Here is an 18,047-nt window from a genome sequence, read left to right as displayed (position 1 = left end):
CGCTCACGCTCGGTCGAACCCGGTTGTGGGAGTGGATCGCCCGCGGCGCAGATGATATCGGCGCTCGGCGTAGGCGAGGTCGTCGCGCCAGAGCCTGGCGGCCGCATAGCGCATCAGCGGTGAAATGATGGGCGCCACCTGCCGTGCCCGCTCGAAGCCAGGACGGTCGGAGTATGCGATCGTCGCTTCGAGCACACTGGTACGCGCGCGGCTATCGGACCCCAAACCGATCGGGGTGGCGTGGGTTTCGACGACGCTGCCGGCTCCCTCGCCCTCCACGATGCGCATCACGATGGTGCGCGCTTCCGGACAGTGGAATTCCGCGATGACCGGTACGCCTAAGCGGCCGATGCGGAAAGTTACCGCGACCACGAACCGATCGGCGTCTTCGGTAGGCGTCGCAAGCACTGTGAGCCGGGTGAACGAATAGGGGTGAAACCACGCGCCGTGCCATGGATCGAGCCGGTTAGCGATGATGTCGGCCGGCTCGCATACGCCGACGACGCGGGTGACCGCGGCGACGGTGTTACCGATTGGTCTGGCCGGGATCACCGGTCGCGTCAACGGCTCTTCGCCGCCCACGCGGTCCAGGCGCACCCACGCCAGGACGCCGTCGTCGTGGCCAGGGAACGGCTTCCACCCCAATTCGCATGTCTTACCGTCCAAGGCGAGTCCGTGCCAGCGACAGATCAATGTGCCGGCGTGCACGGTACCGGTGGCGAGGTCAGCGCCCAGGTGCGGACAACTGCGCGGCCCGACGCGCAGTAGGCCCTCCCGATCGCGCCAGGCGATGATCTCTTCTCCGGCGACTGTGGCGCCGAACGGTTTGCCCGCCTTGACCGAACGGCTTGCCGCGAACGCGTACCAGTTGCCGGTGGTCCGCTGCTGACAGCGCTGTAGCGCGGCGTTGATGACTGACGGTTGCGCGTCGCGATAGGTCGGGGCCTGCCCCGCCCAGGACGTGCGCGGCACGACCTGCAACGGCCAGTCCTTGGGCCAGCGTTGCCGAAGTTGCTCGCGAATAGTCATGATGGACCGAACCTTTCGCGCGTGGCGAGCCATCTCAGCAGCGTCGATCGTCCGCGGTTGGGAACCGTGTGCAATGTGTGACCGGCGAGGCCCCAGCGTCGCAGCAAGTGGTTGGCGGCGGTCCAGCCGGTGGTTGCCGCACGTTCCATGAGCGCCACGGGTAGGTCGATTCGGATGGCGTCGCCCGCCAGCAACAGCGCGGGGTGGGGCGTAACCACGCCGGGCCGCTGCACATATGTTCCCGGTGCGAACAGTGGGCAGTCGGCGCGTTGCAGCAGCCGGTGGTGCACGGGCCGCGCCGCAGCTGTCTCGGGGTAGAGCTGGTGGAGCCGGCAAGTCGCCGCCGTGCGCGACGGAGCGGTTTCGAGGGCGTAGGAATGCAATTCGACGACCGAACCGCGGTGCGTCTGAGCCCACTGAGCGGCTTCGCGCTCGTAGCGCTGCGGGACGCTGATGTTGTCGAGCGGCGGGTGGCCGGCGGTGCCCAGGAACGCGGGGCGGTGACTCGCGACGGCGCGGTCGAGCCACAGACGATGAACCGCAAACGGTGGCGCGGTGCGCATCTTCGCGATCCGGTCGCGCCAGTCGTCGTCACCCAAGCCGGGCGATGCCGCGACGATCCGCTGCAGTCCGGCGATGTCGGTGGCAAGTATTACCGCTTCTGCCGCAAGGGTTTCCGCCGAATCGACGTGGACGCGGAATCCGTCCGAACCCTGCTCGATGCGGACTGCGCTGACGCCGAGTGCAAGCCGTACGTCCCGGGTTTCGAGGTAGCGCCGCAGCGGTTCCCACAGGGCGGTGTCGTAGTTCGCGGTGGGGACATCGAAGATGAGGCCCTCGCTGGAGCCCAGGAAGTAGATGTGGAACATGGTCGCCAACTCCGCGGCCGACAGCTGCGCCGGATCGGCGAAGAAGCTGCGGGAGAACACCTCGAACGCGAGATGCCGCGCGGCCTCGGGAAAGCGGATGCTCTTCAGAAACGTTTCCGCGTCGAGGTGATCGAGCCGTTCATAGATTTCCGGGACCGACACCGCGGCCAGGGGGGCGGCCGCGCCGGCGTCGAGATGCGGGAAGTCGCGAAGCCGAAAAGTCGGGCTGCGCGCCGCGAACGCAAGCGCGTTCCACGGTGGAGTGCGGGGTAGCCCGCGGAAGCTGTCACGCCGGCCGGCACCGTCGATCAACGGATAGTCTTCGACCGGGGTGAGCATGCGCAACTGCGGATCGATCCGCCCCAGCAGCGCCCGCAGGTTGTAGTACTGGCGGAAGAATGCGTGAAAGCCGCGATTCATCGACAGCTGTTGACCGTCGTGCTGCTCCGTCCAGCCGCCGACGCGGCCGCCGAGGTACTCTTCGCGTTCGATAACCTCCACCGCGACACCGCGTTCGGCCAGGCCGGTCGCCGCTGTCAGCCCGGCGATACCGCCACCGACCACGATCACCCGCGGGCGACCGGACAGCGCACGGGCGTCCGGCAATCCCGCTGAGGCCGGGTAGGTTTGGCGACGACGATCGGTCATGGCGCGTCCGCAAGGAATGTGTGCACCAGGTTGCGCCGCCAGCCGGGCATCGTTTCGCTGTGCACCGCGGTGAACCCGGCGTCGGCAAGGCGGCCCCGGAACTGTGCCGCGCCGTCGAACGCCAGGACGCTGCGCCACAGGTACCGGTACAGGGCGGTGTCGCGGGTGTGCCGCCAGCCGGCCGGGATGATGATGCCCCAGCAGACGGCGTGCCAGAGTCGCGTTGCGGCAGGGGAATCGCGGACGGAGTACTCGTGTACGGCCAGCGTGCCGCCTTGGCGCAGCAGGGTGCGGAAGCGCCGCAATTGCGTGTCCCGGTCGGCCAGGTTGCGCACCAGGTAGGCCGCCAAGATGCCGTCGAATGGGCCGGTGATGCCGTGTTGGTCCAGCTGTTCCACGGCGGTATTGACGAACCGCACAGATGCGGGCCATTGCTTGGCGACGGCCTCGCCAAGCATCCGCGGTGAGGCGTCCACCGCGATGATTTCGGCTTCCGGGGCGCAGGCGAGCAGCGCGGCGGTCGACGCGCCGGTCCCGCAGCCGGCGTCGAGCAGCCGCAAACCCTTGCCGCGCGACGGTATTCGCATCCGGCGTGCCGAGAGCTGCAGGTCTTCGTGATAACCCGGACTGGCACCCACCAACCGGTCGTACGCGCTGGCGCCGGCGTCGAAGGCGGCCGACAGATCGCCCCGAGGCGGGCGTGCCTCATCGACGCGCATGATGCCGTTCCCACAGCAGCAGCACGGAAGTGGCCAGGGCGAAGCCGAACAGGAAATCCTCGATCGGTATGTCGAACGGAAACCGTAGACCGGTGATCTGACGTTCGTCGTAGCTGACAACCGGCGCGCTCAGCTTCGTCAGCCAGCCGTCGACCGGGATCTGGAAGCCGAGCACGATCAGCATCGACAGCCAGTAGGCCGGGCGCCGAAACAGCCCGGTGCGCAGCACCGTCAGCTCGAGGGCGCACACGATCACGACGGCCGCCGCGGCCGGTGCCGTGTAGCCCAGCCCGTTCATCGGTGCTTGAACCTGTCGAGGATGGTGCTCACCGCGTTGTAGGTGAGCAGCGCGCAGATCGGAATGACGAGGAAGAACAGGGCCTCTTCGATCGGGATGTCGAACGGGATGCTCAGCCCCGTGATGTAGGCGCCGTTATAGGTCCACACACGTGCGGCGACGGCAATCTCGTCCCAGACCAAGAACAGCAGGGCGATTGGCAGGATCGCCGCAGCCGCCCGACGCCATCGGCGGTAGACGCCGGCGCCGAAGAACTCGAGTGGCGCGGTGATCGCGAGGCATGCGGCCAGCACCGACAGGTATTGCCACCGATCGCTCATGCGGCCGCGTTCCGTGCTCGCCATGCCCGCACCAGTCCGACGCCCGCCACCTGCAGCCGTCGGGCTTTGCCGACGGTCGCCCGGTGACTGAAGACCGCGAAGTCGCTCGCCTCAATGCAGTCGAGTATTTCGGCATACAGTGCCGCCGCAGTGGCGACGCAGGGCCGCGAGCGCGGCGCCAGCATGTCGATACCGGACGCCGCGAACCGGTAAGTATCCCGCGCGATTTCATGCTGAGCCGCAAGGGCTTGCCGGACCCGGGGATCGGTGCGTCGGTGCATCTGACACCACTCCAGCAGGTCCCGATCTACGCCGTGGACGGCCAATTCGTCGGCGGGCAGATACACCCGGTGGCGCAGCAGATCCTCGTCGACGTCGCGCAGAAAGTTGGTGAGCTGAAAGGCTCTGCCGAGCGCCGCCGCGTAAGGCGCGGCTTCCTCGGTGGTGGCCACCGTGCCCAGTATCGGAAGCAGTTGGAGGCCAATTGCTTCCGCGGAGCCACGCATGTAGAGGTTGAGGGCCCCGCGGTCCGGATAGTCGGTGATCGTGAGGTCCATTCGCATCGACGCCAGGAAATCGTCGAACAGATCGGCACCGATCTGGTATCGGCGGGCGGTGTGGGTAACCGCTACCAGCACGGGATTCGCGCTGTGTTCACCGCCTTCGAAGAATTCATCGGAGAGCTGTTGCAACCGTGCCGCCCGAATCTCGTTGTCCACGTTCGGGTCGAAGTCGTCGAGGATGTCGTCGGCGTAGCGTGCGAATCCGTAGAGCGCGTGCACCGGGGGGCGTTGGTCGGGGGCGAGCAGCCGAGTGGCCAAGAAGAAGGTTCGGCCGTGGGCGGCGTTGACGGCCCGGCAGCGGCGATATCCGTCGCGTAGCCGCGGATCGTCGATTCCGGCCGCATCCAATTCGCTGCGGATCATGACACGCCGGCCTTCAGGTCGAGGTGTGTTCCTCGCCGGGTGTGGACTCCGGTGATGCGGTCGGCGGCCAGCCGTCCGGAGATCAGCGCGGTGGGCACGCCGACGCCCGGCACCGTGGAGGATCCGGCGAGCACCGCATTCTCGACACCGCGCACCATGTTGGCCGGCCGAAAGGGGCCGGTCTGGCCGAAGGTGTGGGCGAGCGCGAACGGGCTGCCCGCCGCCATGCCCTGACGCGCCCAGTCCGCCGGTGTGACGACGTCAAGCAACTCCGCATGCTCGCCCAGACCAGGCATGAGGCGATCTTGCACGCAGTCAATCAGCGTGTCCGCGTAGGGCTTACCGATGCCGGCCCAGTCGACGGCGCCGCGGACCAGGTTTGGGGCCGGCGCCAGCACGTAGAGCAGATCGCGTCCGGCCGGAGCCAGCGTCGCGTCGGTCGCGGTCGGTCGGGTGACCAACAGCGACGGGTCCCGCATCAGTCGACCGTCGTCGATGATGTCGGTGAACGTCCGGTCCCATGCGTCGCCGAACAAGATCGTGTGATGGGCCGTCTCGGGTCCGCCTGCCTGACAACCGACGTGAGCCACGACCGCCGACGGCGATGGACGCAGCGCTACGGCACGCCGCGGTTTCCTGCCCAGCAGGGCGTATGTCTGTGGCAGTTCGGTGGTGAGCACCACCGCGTCACAGGCGATGCGCTGATCGTCGGTGCAGACGGCGCTGATGCGACCGCCGGCGGCTTGCAGTCCGGTGACGGGCGCGTTGTAGCGGAAACGAACGCCCGCGTCGACGGCCGCCGCCGCGAGGGCGTCGGGCAGCGCCCGGACCCCGCCGCGCGGAAACACCACTCCCGAAATGGTGTCCATATAGGCGATGACGGCGTACACCGCCAGAGCGTCGCTCGGCGCCACACCCGCGTACAGCGATTGGAAGGTGAATACGCGCTGTAGCCGCGGGTCGGTGAGGTAGCGCTTGACCATCCGGTCCCATTTGCGGAAGCCACCGATCGCCGCGAGTCGAGCCAATTGGGGAGTAAGCAGCGACAGCGGGGAATCGAAGTTGGCGGCGATGAAACCGTCGAACTCGGTGCGGTACAGGCGCTTCAGCCAATCGCGCAGTCGCCGGTACCCGGCCGCCTGCTCTGGACCGGCGAATTCCTCGATCGCTCCGATCATTCGGTCCGGGTCGGTATGGACATCCAGAGCGCTGCCGTCGGCGAATACGGCATGGTAGGCCGGGTCGAGCGGGAGCAGGTCCAGCCGAGTCGATCGGGTCTCCCCGACGGCGGCGAATACCTCGTCGATGATGTCCGGCATGGTCAGTACCGTGGGGCCGGTGTCGATGCGGTAGCCCGCGAGATCAAGCCGGCCGGCGCGTCCCCCCGGCCACGCTTGACGCTCGAGCACGGTTACCTTGCGTCCTCGACCGGCGAGGTGCAGCGCCGCGGCGAGGCCGGCCAGTCCCGCGCCGATCACCACGACGTGATCACTGCGACCGCGGATGGTCCGCATGGTCAGTCCACCCGTTCCGTGCACGCGAACGCCATGTTCGTCAGGGCGGTGCGCATCGTTTCGTCAATGGAGATGTTGCACAGGTGTTTTCGGGCTGCCACGACACACTGCCTGATGTGGTCTTCGATGCGCTGCACAGCCCCGCTCGCGACGATCAACTCCGTCCACCGTTGCACCGCACGCGCATCGATGTCGCCGTTCATCAGTTCGGTAATTTCGGCCCGCGTGGGCCGATCGGCCATTTGGTGGGCTGCCACGACGACGCTGGTCGCCTTGCGTTCGAGCAGATCTCCACCGCGGGGCTTGCCGGTCGATGCGGGGGAGCCGAAGACGCCGAGCAGGTCGTCGCGAAGCTGAAACGCCTCCCCGACAGCGGCGCCGTAGCAGCCGAGCCCTGAGATTGTGCGCTCGTCGCAGTCGGCCATCGCCGCGCCGATTTCCAGCGGCCGGCGCACGGTGTAGTTGCCCGATTTGCGCCGCGCCACGTCCAGCACGGCAGCTAAGGGCGGCATTCGGCGGGCATCGCACGCCAGATCGCCGAACTGACCCACTGCGAGCTCCGTGCGCATCGCGTCATAACGCGACCATGCCCGTTGCAGACACGTTGTCCCAACACCGCTTTCGCGCAGCATCTGCTCCGCCCAGATCAGGCACAGATCGCCGAGCAGGATGGCCGAAGATTCGCCGAACCGCCGCGCAGACCCGGACAACCCGCTGTCGCGATGCCAGCGTGCGAATTGAACGTGCGCCGACGGGCGGCCCCGTCGTTCCCGCGAGTCGTCCATCACGTCGTCTTGCATGAGCGCGAACGCGTGCAGCAACTCCAGACTGGCCGCCGCGCGTACCGCCGCGTCGCTGGGCGCCGCGCCGCAGCGCCAGCCCAGGTACAGGAAGGTCGAACGCAGGCATTTCCCGCCGCGGACGAACTCCACCAGAATGTCACCGACCGGTTCGATGCATACCCCGTCCAGCTCGGCTACTCGGCGTGCAGTGACAAAATCCTCCAGCTCGTCCAGGACCGCCCGCTGCATCGTCGAGCGCCACTCGCCGAAGTCGCCGACAATCGTCCCCACCGCGGGTGCGTGGTCCAGGCCGAGCCTTAGTGGCAACGCGCTCATCTGCCCCCAAACCCCTTTCCCGGCGGCATAACCCGCATGGACCGAATACCCGCCGACATACCCTGCACGTGGTCTCCTAAACGCGCGCGAATCCATCGACAGCAGCCGCGGTGACCCGTCACCGTCAGGGGCCGCCACGCCGCTCGATACATTCAATATCTTAAACATTAACTTACTGAATATGATGTCGCGTGGCGAGCGGTGCGGACTACGCGCTGCGGAAGCCGCAGGACGTTTGAAGGCAAGCGGTCGGGGTATCTACGGCACTGTGGACGTCAGCGGCACACTGCGAAGTATTGCGAGCGCGGAACGCAAAGTGGTGCGCGTGCAGAGGCGATTGTGGCTGGCTCAGCTGTCGTTGTGGCTCCTCGCCGCGGTGGCGGCGACTGTTCTCGGCGTTGCCGGATACAAGGTTTGGCATCGCGCCAGTTCGAGTGAAGCTGACCTCGACTCAACCCCGCCGCGCCCGCCGTCACCATCGCGTTCGCCCGACGCTCCCGACGCGCCTATCGAAGGCCCCGTCATTGAGTGACATCCCCGGCCCGCACGTCTAACGCGCGATACGACCCCGGCCTCTGCCCGGTTTGGGGTGCTCGGCGACCTCGGATACTTTGCCCTCGAACGTTGACATGGCCGCGATCATGGCGGTGAACACCCGGTGCGCGGCGGCCAGATCACTATCCGCCAGATCGGCGATGGCTGAGCGGAGTTCGTTCCCAAGCGGATTGAAATAGGCGCGAGCCAACGCCATGCCCGACTTCTGATAGCGAAGCAGCGACTTGCGTCGGTCGGCCGGGTCAGCTTCGCGCCGGATGTGCCCGGAGTCGATCATGCGGTCCACCAGATAGGTGATGGCGGGAGCCGACATGTCCATCCGTTGGCGCAACTGAGCCAAGGTCAGGGGTGCTCCCGCGGTGTCGGCGATCATGATGTGCAGCAATGCGTGAAAATCGCTGCCGCTGACGTCGTGCTGGCGGGCGAAGTGCCGGCCGATGCGGTCAGACCCCGCGGTGAGCGCCCGTAGGTCGGCCGACATCAGCTTTTCGAGTTCGGCTCGTTCGGGACGCGGCTCACTGCCGCGCTTGGTCACTTATCCGCATCCTTCTTGGCGACACGCCGACCAGCTTATCCGCGCAGCGCAACTGCGGTCAGCAAACCGGGCCCTCGGTGCAGTCGATCAGTCCGCGTGCCGCAGCGCGCCGGGCTTATGCACCGCATCGGCGCCGGTCTTGTCGCTGCGCACCTTGTATTGCGGCTCGTCGGTGGAGGCGCGCACCGTGCGTCCGGCCGAGCTGGTGTCGGAGGTGATCTCGCGTTCGACCGTCCCGCGGACCGTGGTGCCGTGGCTCTGCCATTCCACCTTGTCGCCCTTGCGAAACTGCTTGTCGCCCATGTGCTCCCCCTTCGGCAACGGGCACGGATAAGTCATCCGCTGATCAGGGATACCCCGCACGCGACGGCCGAACCGGCCTGTTTCCCGCGACCGAGAGTGGGAACCCGGCGCGAGTGAACGTTTCTGATCTCTCTGATCTGGTCGCCGTGCCGTTCGGTTGGGCATCCGCGATCCGGCGCAAGCCCATCTTCCATCCCGTTGGTGTGCTCGCCGAAGGCGTGGCCGAACGTATCGCGCCGGCGGCATGCGGCCTGCCCGTCGCGTCGACCGATGTCGTTGCCCGGGTATCGAAAGCCACTGGTACACCTGGGGGCCTGCCCGACTTCATTGGCCTGGCCGTCCGATTCACGGCGGGACCGACCGGGCCGACGGATGCGACGCGGTGGGACGTCCTGTTCGTCTCGGCGGGCTCGAGTGTCCTCGGCCGCGCCCTCGCGTTGCGGCCGGTTGTCACGTGGACGGGACAATCCATGAGCACGCTCATGCCGCTGCATTACCAGGGCAGGTACTGGTGGCTGCGAGCTCGAATCATCAGCGAAGTCAATGGGTTTGGCGTGTCGCTCGACAACGTCCGGGAGCGGATCGAGGATGGCGGAATCGACGTCGAGATCGACCAGGCCTGCGGCACGGCTGATTTCGTGAAGCTGGCCCGGCTTAGGTTGACTGGCGTCGTCGATGAGCCCACGACCGGCGACGTTGCGTTCGATCCCGTCGTCAACACGGCGCCCGGGTTAGAACTGGGGCCTGCATGGCTTGCCGATTTACGGGCGCGTGCCTATCAGCGCAGCCGGGCCGGCCGTCACCGGCCGAGCAGATGGCGCAGCGCCTCATCGAGGACGGGCTGACGGAACCGGTGCCCGGCATCGCCGAGCCTGCCGGGTAGCACCCGCTGACTGGCGAGGGCGAGTTCGCGGGCGCCCTGCTCGCCGAGCAGGAGCTGTGGCCCCAGCCCCGGCACCGGCAACACCGCGGGCCGGCGCAGCACGTGAGCCAGGGTGTGGGTGTACTCGCTGTTGCGGACCGGTTGCGGGGCAACGGCATTCACGGCGCCGGACAGTGATGTGTCCCATAGCGCGCGGTGATATACGTCCACCAGGTCGTCGATCCCGATCCAGGACAGCCACTGCCGGCCGTCGCCGAGCCGGCCGCCCAGGCCCGCGCTGAACAGCGGCCGCATCAGCTTCAGCGTGCCGCCGCGGGGCGACTGCACGATCCCGGTGCGCACCCGCACCACCCGCGCCCCGGCCTGCTCCGCCGGGGCCGTGGCGTCCTCCCAGTCGGCGACGACGTCGGCCAGAAACCCGTCGCCGCGCCCGGCGTCCTCGGTGAGCGTCACGTCGCCGCGGTCGTAGCCGTAGTACCCGATGGCCGACGCGGAGATCAGCGTGCCCGGGCCGCCGCGCGCCACCAGCTCAGCCAGCCGTCGCGTCGGCCCAATCCGGCTGTCGCGGATCGCGTTTCGGTGCTTGTCCGTGAATCGCCCGGCGATCGAGGCGCCCGCCAGGTGGATCACGGCGTCGACGCCGGACAGCAGGTCGGGGTCGGGGTCGTCGGGATCCCACGTCCGCTCGTCGTCGCCGTGCGCGGCGCCGCGAACCAACTGGATCACGCGGTGTCCGCCGGTGCGCAGGAACGCGGTCAGCGCCGAGCCGACAAGCCCGGACGACCCGGTGACCGCGACCGTGGCTGCGGTCAGCCCCCGCTCGGCCGCCAAGTGGTGCGCGGCGAGGTCGTCGGCCAACTGGCGGTGCCGGTAGACGAACATCGGCCGCAACGCCCGGCCGGGCACCGGCGTGTCGACGCGGTCGATGACCCGGGTGCGGCCGGCGCCGGCGTCCTCGAAATCGTGGGTGTGGCGCCAGGGGACCGCGACCCGCGCGGGCAGGGACGCCAGCCCGTCGCTGACGACGGTGTCGGCGAAACGGCCTGGGGGATCATAGGAATCCGCTTGATGCTGGGCCACCCAGCGCAGCCCACCCGGCAGCGCCAGCGTGGCGCGCCCGTCGCGCAGCGAGTCGGCCTCGGTGACCAGCCGCAGCGGTGACCAGGGCGGCGAGAGCCGCGTGAACGCGCCCGGCCTGGTGTGCCAGGCGAAAACTTCGTCGCGCGGCGCGTCGACCACGCTGGAATATGTCACCCCCATCTCACGACACTACCGACGCACGCCGGTGCTTGCCGCCGCTCGGGAGAGGGAATAGTGAGCCGTATGAATGTTCTCGGCGGAGTGCGGTCGCTACTGGACACGGCCCTGGATCGCGCGATCGTCCCCGGCTACACCAGCGTCGGGTATCGGCTGCGGCAGCTGGGCTGGCCGGACGACCCGCCACCGGACGCGCTCGCCGGCCGGACCGCCCTGGTCACCGGCGCCAACCGCGGCATCGGCAAGGCGATCGCGGCGGGGCTGGCCGAACTGGGCGCGGCCGTGCTGCTGACCGTCCGTGACCGCGAGAGCGGCGAGCGGGCGCGCGCCGAGGTCGACGGCGACGTGCGGGTGGAGGTGTGCGACGTGTCCGACCTGGCCGGCGTGCGCGCCTTCGCCGCCGAGCTGACCGGCCGCGTTCCGAGCCTGGACGTGCTGGTCCACAACGCCGGGGTGCTGCCCGCCGACCGCGCGGAGACCGGCGACGGGCACGAGCTCACGCTGGCCACCCACGTGCTGGGCCCGGTGTTGTTGACCGAGTTGCTGCTGCCGGTCCTGCGGGCCGCCCGGGATCCGCGGGTGATCCTGATGTCCTCGGGCGGGATGTACACCCAGCCGCTGCCCGTCGGCGATCCCGAATACGGCAGCGGTCGCTACCGCGGCGCCATTGCGTATGCGCGCACCAAACGCATGCAGGTGGCGTTCACCCCGATCCTGGCGCGCCGCTGGCCCGGCGTGGGCGTGTACTCCATGCATCCCGGTTGGGCCGACACGCCCGGGGTGTCCGACGCGCTGCCCGCGTTTCGCGCCCTGACCGGCCCGCTGCTGCGCACGCCCGAGGAGGGCGCCGACACCGCCGTCTGGCTGGCCGCCACCGACCCCGCGCCGCCGAGCGGACTGTTCTGGCATGACCGGCGGCGGCGCCCGGAGCACTATCTGTTCTCCACCCGCTCCAGCGACGAGGCGCGGGACCGGTTGTGGCGCTACTGCGCGGAGGCCGTCGGGCTGGAGTAGGGCGTGTCGGGCAACTGGCGGGGGAGAAGCGGCTGGTCCTCGGCTGACACTGCGTCCTCGGTCGGGAGGCATGTGCCCGTGCGCCCGCCTATGCGCATCGAGGTGTCGCTGCGAGGCGGGCGCAAAGCCGTATCCCCACTTTTTTGTGGCGCCTGGGGACTCGTGAGACCAATGTGGCAGCGCGGCGAGAGTCCCCAAATTCGAGGCCGCACGGGCAATTTCACGCAACTTTGAGCGCCTTCGCGGGTAAGCGAGGGGACCGGGCCCGGCCCCACGAAAGATCGAGGTTAACGGCGATTAGCGGTCCGGCAGCGCGTGCTCGACGATCGGCAGTCGCGGCTGGGGCTGCCGCTCGCCGCGCTTGGCCGCGAGGTACACCTGTGCGGTCTCGGAAGCCACTGTCTGCCAGTCGAAGTCGGAGGTGAGGCGCCGTCGTGCCGCGCGGGCGCGGCGCTGCGCGGCGGTCGGGTCGTCGAGCACGCTGCACACCGCCGTGGCCAGCGCGGGCACGTCGCGCGGCGGGCAGGACATGCCGGTCTTGCCGTTGATCACCGCCTCGCCCAGGCCGCCGATGTTGGTCGTCACCAGCGGGGTTCCGGCCGCGGCGGCCTCCAGGGCGACGATCCCGAACGGCTCGTAGTGGCTGGGCAGCACGGCGGCGTCGGCCCGGTGCAGCACCGCCAGCAGCTCGGCGTGGTCGAGATGCCCGACGAACCGAGTCGCCTTGAGCACCCGGTGTTTACGGGCCTGCTCGACGAGCCAGTCCTGCTGGGTGCCTTCGCCGGCGATCGTCAGCGTGGTGCCCGGGTGTCGGCGCCTGATCCGCGGCAGGGCGGCGATCGCGTCGTGCACGCCCTTCTCGTACTCCAGCCGCCCGAGGTAGAGCAGCTCGGCCGGACCGGCGCGCGGCCGGCGGGCCGCGAACTGCCAGCGCGCCGCGTCGATTCCGTTGCGGATCACGGTGATCTCCGCCAGGCCGGGCCCGAACAGCTCGGTGATCTCCTCGCCCATCGACGCCGAACACGTGATCAGCGAGTCGGATTCGCGCACCAGCCACGACTCGACCGCGTGCACCTGGCGGCTGATCGACCCGGACACCCAGCCCGAATGACGCCCGGCCTCCGTCGCGTGGATCGTGGATACTATTGGCACGTCGTAGAACTGGGCTAGCGCGATGGCCGGGTGAGCGACCAGCCAGTCGTGCGCGTGCACCACGTCGGGAGTGAAATCCATTGCCAGTCCGGCGCGGATCATCGAGTGGCCCATCGCCAACGTCCAGGCCATCATGTCGGTGCCGAACGTGAACTCGTGCGGGTCCTGGGCGGCCGCGATCACCCGCACGCCCTCGCTGACCTCGTCGGACGACGGGTGGGTGCTGGGATCGGTGCCGGTGGGGCGGCGCGACAGCACGACGACGTCGTGACCGGCCGCGGCCAGCGCCGTCGACAGGTGATGCACGTGCCGGCCCAGTCCGCCGATGACCACCGGCGGGTACTCCCACGACACCATCAGGATCTTCACGCGCGCGGGCCTCGTGAAATGCGCCGCGAGCGTGCGCAGAATGCCGCCAACCGCGGCGTGTCGTCATACATCCGTGCGCGCTCGCTGGGCGAAATCCAAGCGCAGATCATCGCGGCAGCCTGCGGGCATCGAGGGCGCCGAACAGCCCGTCGGCGCGGTTCCAGCCGTCGGCCAGGCGCTGCGCGCTGTCGCGCCGGCCCGACGCCAGCGCCCCCGCGATCTCCCGCGTGGCGTGTGCGTGCAGGTGGGCGCGGTAGCGCGCGTAGTCGGCGGCGGAGTCCTTGGAAACCATGAACGGCCAGTCGCTGGACACGGTCAGCAGCGTCTCACGCAGGATCTGGTCCGCGACGTGGTCGCGGGGGATCGGGCCGTCCAGCGACGCCGTCTGGGTCAGCGCCTTGTCGACGGTGCCCAGCGCGGTGTCCACCACCTCGTTGTTGAGCTGCACCAGGTCGGCCACCTTCTCGCCGGCCCACACCTGCCAGTCCTTGCCGGAACCCCAAGAGCTGGGCGGCAATTCGACCGAATGCCCGACGAACCCGGCGCCGATCGCGTCGCTCAGCGTGCCCACCCGCACCCCGGCGGCCGGCAGGGCCCGCAGCACCCGCGCCAGCCACGTCGGCCCCTCATACCACCAGTGGCCGAACAGCTCGGTGTCGAACGCGGCGACGACGTGGGCGGGCCGCCCGATGCGCTCGGACTCCGTGAGCAGCCGGTTGCGCACCACGTCGACGAAGTCGGCGACGTGGACGTCGACCGCGCGGTCGGCGCGCTCGGGGTCATACGGCGCCTTGTCTTCCGACGACACGTTGCGGCCGGTGACCCGGGCCGGCTTGAGGCCCGTGAGGTGGTCGTAGGTGTGGAAGTCGCGGTAGGCGGCGTGGCCCGGGTAGCCGGACTTCGGCGACCACACCCGGTAGCTGACCTGCAGATCCCGCCCGAATGCGATGACGTCGGTGTCGCCGACGGGCCGGCCCAGCGCGGTGTCGCCGTGCAGCGACGGGCCGTCGACCATGAAGTGGGAGACGCCGGCGGCCGCGTACTCCGTTTCCAGGCCCGGGGCGTAGGCGCATTCGGGCGCCCAGATCCCGGTCGGGGTGTGGTCCAGCCGCAGCCCCGCGTCGGCCAGGCCCTCGCGCAGCGCGAACTCGCGCAGCCGCGGCGCGAGCAGCGGCTGAAACGGGTGGGCCAGCGGCCCGCCGAGCAGCTCCACGGTGCCGGCGTCGACGAGGCCGCGCAGCAGCGGGCTGGCGCCGTGCCGCCACAGCGTCTCGAAGTCGTCCAGCGCCTGATCGGCTTCGGCGCATTCGCGGGCGCCGAAGCTGCGCAACGCCTCCGGCGTGCACGCGGCGTAGCCGGCGGATTTCGACGTGGGAATGGTCCGCACGCTGGCGGCTTCGAGCGCCCGCAGCCGCCAGTTGGCCAGCCAGTGGTGCATGCCGTCGAGGCAGTACGGATCGTCGAGCTGGGCGTTCACCACGGGCGTGACGCCGAGCGTGACCAGCCGGTGGCGATCCTCGTCGGCCAGGGTGCGCAACACCCGCAACAGCGGCAGATAGGACGCCGCCCACGACTGATACAGCCACTCCTCGCCCACCGGCCAGCGGCCGTGGTGGGCCAGCCACGGCAGGTGCGTGTGCAGCACCAGGGTGAACATTCCCGGCACGGAGTGTTCGGACGTGTTCACGGCCGCACCGCGATCGCGATCAGATCCAGGCTGTCGTCGATGTTGCGGTCGGCGCGATCCACCAGGTCGAAGTCGGCCGTGGTCACCGCCGCGACGTCGGCGATCAGCTCGGGGGACCAGGGCGCGTCGGCCACCGCGCGGGCGATCTGCGCGTCGATGATCGAGCCGCCGTGGCGCGCGTCCATCTCGGCCAGCCGCGGCCCGTGGAACAGTCCGTACATCCGCACGTCGGAGAATCCCGAGTCGAGGAGCAGCTCGGTGAGCTCGTCGGCGTTGAGCTCCCGGGTGTGGAAGGGGTTGATCGGGGTGTCGCGGCCCGGGGAGAAGGTGATCCGGTTCGGAGTGGACACCATCAGCAGTCCCGACGGCCGCAGCACCCGGCGGCACTCCCGCACGAACTGCCCCTGGTCCCACAGATGCTCGATGACCTGGAAATTCACCACCACGTCCACCGACGCATCGGGCAGTGGCAGCTCGGCCAGGTTGGCCTGGGTCACCTGCACGCGGGGGTAGCGGCTGCGGACGTGGGCCACGGCGGACTCGTCGTAGTCGACGGCGACGACGCGGCTGGCCACGTCGGCGATCAGGTCGGCGCCATAGCCCTCGCCGCAGCCTGCCTCCAGCACCTCACGACCGGCGCAGCGGAGCGCCAGCCGCTGGTAGACCACCTCGTGGCGGCGAAACCAGTAGTTCTCGATGTCCAGGTCGGGGATGGTGCGCTCGCCCGTCAGCGTCAGCACCGAATCGGCCGGCGGCACGGTGCCGTCGGCGAACTGGTCGGGAACGTCGGGAACGAATGCGTTCATTAGATAGGCAGGCTAGCCCGTACCGCGCGATTCGCGAACCTGGCACCGGATCCGGGCGCAGGAACGTGTACCCCTACCAGCTATGGTGTGAATGCAGTCCGCGCGAAGTTACCCGTTAGTAACACGGCCGTGCGGTTGCTGAATGCCTGACCCGGGTCCCGCAGCCTCCCGCTGCGGGACGTCTTTCGAGGAGGACGAACCACAACCATGACGAACATCGTGGTCCTGATCAAGCAGGTCCCAGACACCTGGTCGGAGCGCAAGCTGACCGACGGCGATTACACGCTGGACCGCGAGGCCGCCGACGCCGTGCTGGACGAAATCAACGAGCGCGCGGTGGAAGAGGCGTTGCAGATCCGCGAGCGGGAGGCCGCCGACGGTGTCGAGGGTTCGGTCACCGTGCTGACCGCGGGCCCCGAGCGTGCCACCGAGGCGATCCGCAAGGCGCTGTCGATGGGCGCCGACAAGGCCGTCCACCTCAAGGACGACGGCCTGCACGGCTCGGACGTCATCCAGACCGGATGGGCGCTGGCCCGCGCGCTGGGCACCATCGAGGGCACCGAGCTGGTGATCGCCGGCAATGAGGCCACCGACGGAACCGGCGGCGCCGTGCCGGCCATCATCGCCGAGTACCTGGGCCTGCCGCAGCTCACCCACTTGCGCAAGCTGACCGTCGAGAACGGCAAGGTCACCGGCGAGCGGGAGACCGACGACGGCGTCTTCGCGCTCGAGGCCTCGCTGCCCGCGGTGGTGAGCGTCAACGAGAAGATCAACGAGCCGCGCTTCCCGTCCTTCAAAGGCATCATGGCCGCCAAGAAGAAGGAGGTCACGGTGCTGACCCTGGCCGAGATCGGAGTCGAAGCCGACGAGGTCGGGCTGGCCAACGCCGGGTCGACGGTGCTGTCGTCGACGCCGAAGCCGCCCAAGACCGCCGGTGAGAAGGTCACCGACGAGGGCGAAGGCGGCAATCAGGTCGCGCAGTACTTGGTCGCTCAGAAGATCATCTAGTACCCACCCACGGACGAGAAGAGCGAATCACTCATGGCTGAAGTACTTGTGCTCGTCGAGCACGCCGACGGCGCCCTGAAGAAGGTCACCTCCGAATTGATCACCGCCGCCCGCACGCTGGGCGAGCCGGCGGCCGTCGTGCTCGGCGGCCCGGGCACCGCCGAGCCGCTGATCGACGGGCTGAAGGCGGCCGGTGCCGCCAAGATCTACGTCGCCGAGTCAGACGTCGTCGACAACTACCTGCTCACCCCGGTGGTCGACGTGCTGGCCGGGCTGGCCGAATCGTCGGCCCCGGCCGCGGTGCTGCTGGCGGCCACCGCCGACGGCAAGGAGATCGCGGGCCGGCTCGCCGCCCGGATCGGGTCCGGCCTGCTGGTCGACGTCGTCGAGGTCAAAGAGGGCGCCGTGGGCGTCCACTCCATCTTCGGTGGCGCGTTCACCGTCGATGCGCAGGCCAACGGCGACACCCCGGTGATCACCGTGCGCGCCGGTGCCGTCGAGGCCGAGCCGGCCGACGGCGCGGGCGAGCAGGTCAGCGTCGACGTTCCCGAGCCCGCCGAGAATGCCACCAAGGTCACCTCGCGGGAGCCCGCGGTCGCGGGTGACCGCCCGGAACTGACCGAGGCCACCGTCGTGGTGTCCGGCGGTCGTGGCGTGGGCAGCGCGGAGAACTTCTCCGTGGTCGAGGCGCTGGCCGACTCGCTGGGTGCCGCCGTCGGCGCGTCGCGGGCCGCGGTGGACTCCGGCTACTACCCGGGCCAGTTCCAGGTGGGCCAGACCGGTAAGACCGTGTCGCCGCAGCTCTACATCGCGCTGGGCATCTCCGGGGCGATCCAGCACCGCGCCGGCATGCAGACGTCCAAGACGATCGTCGCGGTGAACAAGGACGAGGAAGCGCCGATCTTCGAGATCGCCGACTACGGCGTGGTCGGCGACCTGTTCAAGGTGGCGCCGCAGCTGACCGACGCCATCAAGGCCCGCAAGGGCTGAGTTTTCCTGCGCGAGCAGACGTAAAAGCCCCCATTTCCGGTGGAAAT

General features: G+C 69.1%; 18 protein-coding genes. 4 read left to right on the top strand and 14 right to left on the bottom strand.

From position 1 onward, the window contains the following. Positions 1–3 precede the first annotated feature (3 nt). The 10 genes from AC5Y5V_RS28370 to AC5Y5V_RS28325 all read right to left on the bottom strand — a co-directional run bounded on the left by AC5Y5V_RS28370 (position 4) and on the right by AC5Y5V_RS28325 (position 8,834). Entirely contained in the window at positions 4–1,029 is a 1,026-nt protein-coding gene (locus AC5Y5V_RS28370; RefSeq protein ID WP_499941872.1) for a Rieske (2Fe-2S) protein, read from the bottom strand. Next, a complete protein-coding gene (locus AC5Y5V_RS28365; protein WP_499941870.1) occupies positions 1,026–2,546 on the bottom strand; it encodes an FAD-dependent oxidoreductase in 1,521 nt (506 codons plus the stop codon). The genes AC5Y5V_RS28370 and AC5Y5V_RS28365 overlap by 4 nt, the downstream gene beginning before the upstream one ends. Beyond that, positions 2,543–3,265, bottom strand: a complete 723-nt coding sequence (locus AC5Y5V_RS28360) for a class I SAM-dependent methyltransferase (RefSeq protein ID WP_499941868.1) — start codon at positions 3,263–3,265, stop codon at positions 2,543–2,545. The genes AC5Y5V_RS28365 and AC5Y5V_RS28360 overlap by 4 nt, the downstream gene beginning before the upstream one ends. Next, positions 3,252–3,563, bottom strand: coding sequence for a lycopene cyclase domain-containing protein (locus tag AC5Y5V_RS28355; protein ID WP_499941866.1), 312 nt, complete (start codon positions 3,561–3,563; stop codon positions 3,252–3,254). Before AC5Y5V_RS28355 ends, AC5Y5V_RS28360 begins: the two co-directional genes overlap by 14 nt. Beyond that, positions 3,560–3,883: a lycopene cyclase domain-containing protein gene (locus AC5Y5V_RS28350; protein ID WP_499941864.1), complete on the bottom strand. Its 324-nt coding sequence runs from the start codon at positions 3,881–3,883 to the stop codon at positions 3,560–3,562. Before AC5Y5V_RS28350 ends, AC5Y5V_RS28355 begins: the two co-directional genes overlap by 4 nt. Further along, a complete protein-coding gene (locus AC5Y5V_RS28345; RefSeq protein WP_499941862.1) occupies positions 3,880–4,809 on the bottom strand; it encodes a phytoene/squalene synthase family protein in 930 nt (309 codons plus the stop codon). Before AC5Y5V_RS28345 ends, AC5Y5V_RS28350 begins: the two co-directional genes overlap by 4 nt. After that, positions 4,806–6,323 carry a phytoene desaturase family protein gene (gene crtI / locus AC5Y5V_RS28340; RefSeq protein ID WP_499941860.1) on the bottom strand — a complete coding sequence of 506 codons (1,518 nt, stop codon included), beginning with the start codon at positions 6,321–6,323 and terminating at the stop codon, positions 4,806–4,808. The genes AC5Y5V_RS28345 and crtI overlap by 4 nt, the downstream gene beginning before the upstream one ends. A 2-nt stretch (positions 6,324–6,325) precedes the next feature. Further along, positions 6,326–7,441 carry a polyprenyl synthetase family protein gene (locus AC5Y5V_RS28335; protein WP_499941857.1) on the bottom strand — a complete coding sequence of 372 codons (1,116 nt, stop codon included), beginning with the start codon at positions 7,439–7,441 and terminating at the stop codon, positions 6,326–6,328. Positions 7,442–7,991: 550 nt separating this feature from the next. After that, positions 7,992–8,531, bottom strand: coding sequence for a MarR family winged helix-turn-helix transcriptional regulator (locus AC5Y5V_RS28330; RefSeq protein WP_499941855.1), 540 nt, complete (start codon positions 8,529–8,531; stop codon positions 7,992–7,994). Between the two features lie 87 nt (positions 8,532–8,618). Further along, positions 8,619–8,834, bottom strand: a complete 216-nt coding sequence (locus AC5Y5V_RS28325) for a hypervirulence associated TUDOR domain-containing protein (protein ID WP_499941852.1) — start codon at positions 8,832–8,834, stop codon at positions 8,619–8,621. 113 nt (positions 8,835–8,947) lie between these two features. On the opposite strand from AC5Y5V_RS28325, the gene AC5Y5V_RS28320 reads away from it, so the two are divergent. After that, on the top strand, positions 8,948–9,679 hold the full coding sequence (locus tag AC5Y5V_RS28320) for a phosphodiesterase (protein ID WP_499941849.1): 732 nt from the start codon (positions 8,948–8,950) through the stop codon (positions 9,677–9,679). On the opposite strand, the gene AC5Y5V_RS28315 is transcribed toward AC5Y5V_RS28320, so the two are convergent. Continuing rightward, on the bottom strand, positions 9,634–10,977 hold the full coding sequence (locus tag AC5Y5V_RS28315) for a TIGR01777 family oxidoreductase (protein ID WP_499941847.1): 1,344 nt from the start codon (positions 10,975–10,977) through the stop codon (positions 9,634–9,636). The genes AC5Y5V_RS28320 and AC5Y5V_RS28315 overlap by 46 nt on opposite strands. A gap of 63 nt (positions 10,978–11,040) precedes the next feature. Between AC5Y5V_RS28315 and AC5Y5V_RS28310 the strand changes: the two genes are divergently transcribed. Continuing rightward, the gene (locus AC5Y5V_RS28310) at positions 11,041–11,988 is read left to right on the top strand and encodes an SDR family NAD(P)-dependent oxidoreductase (protein WP_499941845.1); all 948 of its coding nucleotides are present in this window, start codon (positions 11,041–11,043) and stop codon (positions 11,986–11,988) included. Between the two features lie 297 nt (positions 11,989–12,285). On the opposite strand, the gene AC5Y5V_RS28305 is transcribed toward AC5Y5V_RS28310, so the two are convergent. From AC5Y5V_RS28305 to AC5Y5V_RS28295, 3 genes are all read right to left on the bottom strand, one after another. Then, positions 12,286–13,509, bottom strand: coding sequence for a glycosyltransferase family 4 protein (locus tag AC5Y5V_RS28305; RefSeq protein ID WP_499941843.1), 1,224 nt, complete (start codon positions 13,507–13,509; stop codon positions 12,286–12,288). Between the two features lie 106 nt (positions 13,510–13,615). Beyond that, positions 13,616–15,196: a 1,4-alpha-glucan branching protein domain-containing protein gene (locus AC5Y5V_RS28300; RefSeq protein WP_499941841.1), complete on the bottom strand. Its 1,581-nt coding sequence runs from the start codon at positions 15,194–15,196 to the stop codon at positions 13,616–13,618. After that, a complete protein-coding gene (locus AC5Y5V_RS28295; protein ID WP_499941839.1) occupies positions 15,193–16,002 on the bottom strand; it encodes a class I SAM-dependent methyltransferase in 810 nt (269 codons plus the stop codon). Before AC5Y5V_RS28295 ends, AC5Y5V_RS28300 begins: the two co-directional genes overlap by 4 nt. 207 nt (positions 16,003–16,209) lie before the next feature. Between AC5Y5V_RS28295 and AC5Y5V_RS28290 the strand changes: the two genes are divergently transcribed. Beyond that, entirely contained in the window at positions 16,210–17,010 is an 801-nt protein-coding gene (locus AC5Y5V_RS28290; RefSeq protein ID WP_499941837.1) for an electron transfer flavoprotein subunit beta/FixA family protein, read from the top strand. Positions 17,011–17,043: 33 nt separating this feature from the next. Beyond that, positions 17,044–18,000, top strand: a complete 957-nt coding sequence (locus AC5Y5V_RS28285; RefSeq protein WP_499941835.1) for an electron transfer flavoprotein subunit alpha/FixB family protein — start codon at positions 17,044–17,046, stop codon at positions 17,998–18,000. Positions 18,001–18,047: the final 47 nt, after the last annotated feature.

Source organism: Mycobacterium sp. NGS68, assembly GCF_059812195.1.
The sequence above is the reverse complement of the archived record's forward strand: the minus strand, read 5'-3'. Positions and strand labels throughout refer to the sequence as shown.